Genomic DNA, 4,112 nt, shown 5'->3' with positions numbered 1-4,112 from the left:
TTCGTTGGTGCTACGATCAACTTAACCGCAAGTCAGCTCCAGGAGTTGACGGCGTAGACTGGAAAGAATTTGGAACTGATCTGGATGGCAACATCGGCCGGATAACAGAAGCGCTGAAAGAAAAACGCTACAAGGCTGGACTTGTTCGCAGGCAATACATTCCAAAGCCTGGAGGCAAACAACGTCCTTTGGGTATTCCACAAACCGGCGATAAACTTGTGCAGTATTGCGCAGCGCAGATCCTGTCAGCAATATTTGAACAGGATTTTCTCCCCTGTAGTCAATGGGTATCGTCGCGGCAAAGGTCCTCGCTCTGCGGCCCTTGAGTTGAGTCAACGCATCCATCGTGGAAAATTCAGATGGGTGCTGGATGCAGATATTAAAGGCTTTTTCGATAATCTTAACCATGATTGGCTGCTGCGCATGTTGGAGCAGCGTATCAATGATCAGTCATTTCTCAACCTTGTGAGGAAATGGCTCAAAGCAGGTATTCTTGAGGTAGACGGCAAGGTAATATTGCCCGTCACAGGAACGCCTCAGGGCGGAATAGTCTCCGCTGTCCTGGCCAATATTTATCTCCATTATGCCCTAGATCTCTGGTTTGAGAAAATCGTCAAACCAGGATGCCGGGGAGACGTATACCTAATTCGGTTTGCCGATGATTATGTGTACTGTTTTCAGTACCGCGATGAATTGAAGAAGGTGGAGCGTGAACTCCCTCAACGTTTGGGCAAGTTCAACCTGGAGCTTGCACCAGATAAAACAAAGACCATCAAATTTACCAGGTTCGAAACGACACGAAGCGAGAGCTTTGTCTTCCTTGGTTTTGAGTATCGCTGGATACTCAGCAGGAAAAAGAAACCTCTGGTAAAGATGGTGACAGCCCGGAAGAAATTCCAACAGGCAATGTCAAACATGAAGGCATGGATCAAAGGCAATCGGTGTATTTCGGACCTCACTGATATCATGGAGCAATTTGCGGCAAAACTCCAAGGGCACTACAACTACTATGGTGTCAGTGGTAACTTTGAGAAGATCAGTTCTTTCTACAATTACAGTTGCAAGACTGTATTTAAGTGGTTGAACAGGAGAAGCCAGCGGAAAAGTTTTCATTGGCGGGGATTCGAGGGGCTTTTACAGAGTTTCTCGATTCCTCGTCCCCGGATAACAGGGTACTGGAGCTGAAATGCTTTTGTACGAAGCGAATACTATTGAGGAGCCCTGTGCGAGAAAACCGCACGCAGGGATCTGTGAGGGGACGGTCGGGTAACTGGCCGTTCTACCTCGATTGCATAAAAAACATGAGATAAAACAAAATATGATTTGGACAATGAAAGTCGTACTATGGTCAGGATATTGTGATGAGATTAGCTGGGAATCAAAAATAGAAATAGATTCATCATCAACGCTTGATGAATTACATTTTGCGATCCAAGAATATGTTCAATTCGACAATGATCATCTTTACGAATTCTATACTTCTCGCAATGAACGTAGTCATAAAAGAACTCGATATAGTGATGAAGATGACTTAATATATGAAACTACGTTGGATATGCTATATCCGTTAAAAAAAGGGGATAGTCTGTTTTACTTATTTGACTATGGAGATCATTGGGTATTCAAAATTACACGAACAAGGAAAAAACCTTTTGAACCATTAACTGGGGTTGAATATCCTATATTAATTGAAGAATCTGGCAAGAAGCCAGTCCAATACTCTGGATTCGAAGAATAATTTGCACAACAAAATGTTCGAGAGGGACGGCTTTAATTTCGCGGCATTAAAAAAATAAACGGTAACTTGAAGGCTACCTTTCTAAGAAGTTTACCCTTAGATTTTGCCGCCCCTCAACTCTACGATATGTCCCAAAAGAAAAATGGCCTCACAGTATGAAAACAGATGATGGTGTTAGAGCAAAAAATGGGGTTGTTTGCAGTCTAAGAGAAGAAAATAATGATTCATTCACCTTAATACTCGACGATGTAATAAATATAAACGGAAAAACATCAGAAAGTTGGGAGCATAATGTAGTCTTTACTTGGAAGGAAATAAAAGCAAAATATATTGAAAATTTGTCAGAGTCTGAATTAGCTGATATTGGCTATAATCTGATAATTAGGTTGCTTGCTCTTAACACGAAATATAAAAAACAATAATATAAAAGACATATCAAAACGTTTCTGCGGACCCGCAAACAGCGCGGCCCGCAGAACTTACCGTTAGTGCGCCAGGCGCAGCTTGGCGCTTCTTGCAGGGTGACCTGCTATAAAGCAGGAAGTCCCTGTCGGGTAAAGCCTAGCCAGCAGCCCGTACCGAGTGTTGCGCGACTCGCGGAGCCATCTGGCGAACAACAGTCGTGAAGCGTACACAGGGAACATTGCAGGCCGCAGGGGAGACGTACCTCCCTTAAGCAATTCAGCCTCGTCAGAGTAAAATGCAGTTGGCGACGATTTTAACGTATCGGAAGCCAGAACAAAGGAATCGCAATGGCAAGATTCCGGAGGGACTGCCGGGGTCCTAGAGCGTGGCATGTAATGAGAGAAGTGTCAGGAACCCGGAGTCTACGCTTACCTGGGAGGCCCTTTTATCTCCTCTCAAAACGGAGGTAAGATGTATCAACCACAAGAAGAGCATCTGATGGGTAAAAGGGAGTCAGATCATTCCATAGTACTCTGAGACGGTAGGGCCGATCACATGGGGAAGGGAATGACGGTAGTATGTAGCTCGCAAAGGAAACATATGCAGATAAGACAGGCTGATGAACATATGCAAACCTCACTGCGGGGGATAGCAAAGGAAGCTAAACTGCTTCTGTACGAAGCGAATACTATTGATGAGCCCTGTGTGGGAAAACCGCACGCAGGGATCTGCGAGGGGACGGTCGGGTAACTGGCCGTTCTACCTCGATTGCCCTCAAAAAATACATTGCGTATCCAAATATAGTACGTTAAAATGTACAAAAAATAATAAGGAGATATGCAATGCAAAGATTAAGGATCGACCAAGATATTAAACCTCTCTCGGAAGTTCGAACCGGGATTGCATCATTTATTAAACAAGTTCACGATACCAAAAGGCCGGTTGTCATTACCCAGCATGGAAAAGGGGTTGCAGTTCTTTTAGATGTCAATGAATATGAGTCAATGCAAGAAAAGATGGAGCTTCTGACAGACATACAAACTTCAATCAACCAGATAGACAATGGAGAAGGAGTCGAACACGATGAAGCAAAAGAAATGATTATGCAACGGATTTTTGAATGAAAATAATCTGGTCTCCATTGGCTATCGATAGAGTAGCCGAAATTGCAAACTACATAGCAAAAGATAAACAAACTGCCGCTGAAAATTGGGTGGACAAAATATTTTCAAAAGTTGAAAGTTTAGCATCGTCTCCTAAATCAGGAAGAATTGTTCCTGAAATCAACAAAGATCAATATAGAGAAATAATCTATGGGAATTACAGAATAGTGTATCGGATTGAAGAAAAACGAATATCTATTTTGACCGTTCGCCATGGTAAGCAATTACTGCCAATTGAAGAAATATTGGCATAACAAGCATCTGCACCGGAAAACCAAAAGCGTCGCTTTGCTCTGCTTTTGTTTTCCGGTGAGGTGAGCGTTAGTATCAAAACAACCAAAAATCGAAGTGTCTGACAAACATGCCATTAAATTTACGATTAAAATACTACGACAAAACCTTACTTTAAGACCCAAAGACAATGGATCGAAGCTTTAAATGCCCAAGATGTAAAAAAAATGCAGTTCCATTGATTTTTGGTATTGTAAATGTTTTATATTTTATTTTTCGTGAAAAAATAAAATGCCATAACTGTCATGCTATATTACGGCTGAATATTGGAACAAAACGATTATTGATAACATGCCTAATATTTGGCTTTTTCATTGGTATATCATTGCCACCAGCAATTGGAATACCAATATTGTTTTTTTCAATATCAATACCTGCATTACTGAACAGACAATTCTTTATTGAATATTAAATATTGTTGCTAACGAATAAGGATAGATTGTGTGAGTGAGGAACGAACGAACCACAATCTTATCCGTGGTTGGACAAGCCCGTCTCTTTAAGGAAATATATAT

6 protein-coding genes and 1 pseudogene are annotated in these 4,112 nt (G+C 41.8%); all 7 read left to right on the top strand.

Annotated elements, in window-relative coordinates; all coding sequences use genetic code 11:
* Positions 1 to 326, top strand: a pseudogene (locus G493_RS33800) (hypothetical protein); the annotation flags it as partial.
* Positions 256 to 1,185 carry a reverse transcriptase domain-containing protein gene (locus tag G493_RS31595; RefSeq protein WP_153306695.1) on the top strand — a complete coding sequence of 310 codons (930 nt, stop codon included), beginning with the start codon at positions 256 to 258 and terminating at the stop codon, positions 1,183 to 1,185. The pseudogene G493_RS33800 and the gene G493_RS31595, both read left to right, overlap by 71 nt.
* 145 nt (positions 1,186 to 1,330) lie before the next feature.
* A complete protein-coding gene (locus tag G493_RS0126980; RefSeq protein WP_028582838.1) occupies positions 1,331 to 1,738 on the top strand; it encodes an IS1096 element passenger TnpR family protein in 408 nt (135 codons plus the stop codon).
* Positions 1,739 to 1,893: 155 nt separating this feature from the next.
* Complete coding sequence (locus G493_RS0126975; protein WP_028582837.1) at positions 1,894 to 2,160, top strand: hypothetical protein; 267 nt, start codon at positions 1,894 to 1,896, stop codon at positions 2,158 to 2,160.
* A gap of 583 nt (positions 2,161 to 2,743) precedes the next feature.
* Entirely contained in the window at positions 2,744 to 2,893 is a 150-nt protein-coding gene (locus G493_RS33710; protein WP_153306694.1) for a hypothetical protein, read from the top strand.
* Positions 2,894 to 2,985: 92 nt separating this feature from the next.
* Positions 2,986 to 3,267 carry a type II toxin-antitoxin system Phd/YefM family antitoxin gene (locus G493_RS0126965; RefSeq protein ID WP_028582836.1) on the top strand — a complete coding sequence of 94 codons (282 nt, stop codon included), beginning with the start codon at positions 2,986 to 2,988 and terminating at the stop codon, positions 3,265 to 3,267.
* Entirely contained in the window at positions 3,264 to 3,560 is a 297-nt protein-coding gene (locus G493_RS0126960; protein ID WP_028582835.1) for a type II toxin-antitoxin system RelE/ParE family toxin, read from the top strand. Before G493_RS0126965 ends, G493_RS0126960 begins: the two co-directional genes overlap by 4 nt.
* Positions 3,561 to 4,112: the final 552 nt, after the last annotated feature.

The organism is Desulfogranum japonicum DSM 18378, assembly GCF_000429945.1.
Taxonomy (GTDB): Bacteria; Desulfobacterota; Desulfobulbia; order Desulfobulbales; family Desulfobulbaceae; genus Desulfogranum; species Desulfogranum japonicum.
The sequence above is the reverse complement of the archived record's forward strand: the minus strand, read 5'-3'. Positions and strand labels throughout refer to the sequence as shown.